The 1496-nt window shown below is 56.0% G+C and carries 1 pseudogene; it reads right to left on the bottom strand.

The annotated features are described in order from the left end of the window. A pseudogene (locus ES896_RS19950) lies at nt 1-1496 on the bottom strand (hypothetical protein); the annotation flags it as partial.

Genomic DNA, 1496 nt, shown 5'->3' with positions numbered 1-1496 from the left:
CAGTAACTCCAGTCGCACCAGTAGGCCCGGTATCACCAGTTACACCAGTCGCACCGGTAGGTCCGGTATCTCCAGTATCTCCAGTGGCTCCAGTGGCTCCGGTAGGCCCAGTATCTCCAGTTACTCCAGTGGCTCCCGTAGGGCCAGTAACTCCAGTCGCACCGGTAGGTCCGGTATCACCAGTTACACCAGTGGCACCAGTAGGCCCGGTATCACCAGTTACACCAGTCGCACCGGTTGGACCAGTATCACCAGTTACACCAGTCGCACCAGTTATACCAGTATCTCCAGTAACTCCGGTTGGACCAGTAGGTCCGGTATTTCCAGTATCTCCAGTTACACCAGTTACACCAGTAGGCCCGGTATCACCAGTAGGTCCGGTATCACCAGTTACACCAGTGGCACCAGTAGGCCCGGTATCTCCAGTAGCTCCAGTAACTCCGGTGGCACCAGTGGCTCCGGTAGGGCCAGTAGCTCCAGTAACTCCAGTAGCACCTGTTGGACCAGTAGGTCCGGTATCACCAGTTACACCAGTGGCACCAGTAGGCCCGGTATCTCCAGTAGCTCCAGTAACTCCGGTGGCACCAGTGGCACCCGTAGGGCCAGTATCACCAGTTACACCAGTGGCACCCGTAGGGCCAGTATCACCAGTTACACCAGTGGCTCCGGTAGGCCCAGTAGCTCCAGTATCTCCAGTAACTCCGGTTGGACCAGTATCTCCAGTTACACCAGTTACACCAGTAGGCCCGGTATCACCAGTAGGTCCGGTATCACCAGTAGGTCCGGTATCTCCAGTAGCACCAGTAGGCCCAGTATCTCCAGTTACACCAGTGGCACCAGTCGCACCCGTATCTCCGGTAGGCCCGGTATCACCAGTGGCTCCAGTAGGTCCGGTATCACCAGTTACACCAGTGGCACCAGTTGCACCCGTATCACCGGTAGGCCCGGTATCTCCAGTTACACCAGTAGCACCGGTAGGTCCGGTATCTCCAGTTACACCAGTGGCTCCGGTAGGCCCAGTAGCTCCAGTTACTCCAGTGGCTCCGGTAGGTCCAGTATCACCAGTTACACCAGTCGCACCGGTAGGTCCGGTATCTCCAGTTACTCCAGTATCTCCAGTTGATCCTGCTGCAGCCAGTAATGTGTAGTCTGGGGAAGTATCTGGTGTACCTGTCGGTGGTGCAGTATTTACTACATACGTACTGCCATTAAAGGTCACTACTTGCCCTACCCGGTAAGTAGGACTTACTACCGGATCAAACGCTTCAATTCCTGTTAATCCTACACCGGTAGGCCCGGTATCTCCAGTTACTCCAGTGGCTCCCGTAGGGCCAGTAACTCCAGTAGCACCAGTAGGTCCGGTATCACCAGTTACACCAGTGGCTCCGGTAGGCCCAGTATCTCCAGTTACACCAGTGGCACCAGTAGGTCCGGTATCACCAGTTACACCAGTGGCACCAGTAGGCCCGGTATCTCCAGTAGCTCCAGTAACTCCG

The sequence above is a fragment of the Bacillus sp. 005/A4HT-01/001 genome (genome assembly GCF_004634445.1).
In the GTDB taxonomy this organism is placed as follows: domain Bacteria; phylum Bacillota; class Bacilli; order Bacillales; family Bacillaceae; genus Bacillus; species Bacillus altitudinis.
The sequence above is the reverse complement of the archived record's forward strand: the minus strand, read 5'-3'. Positions and strand labels throughout refer to the sequence as shown.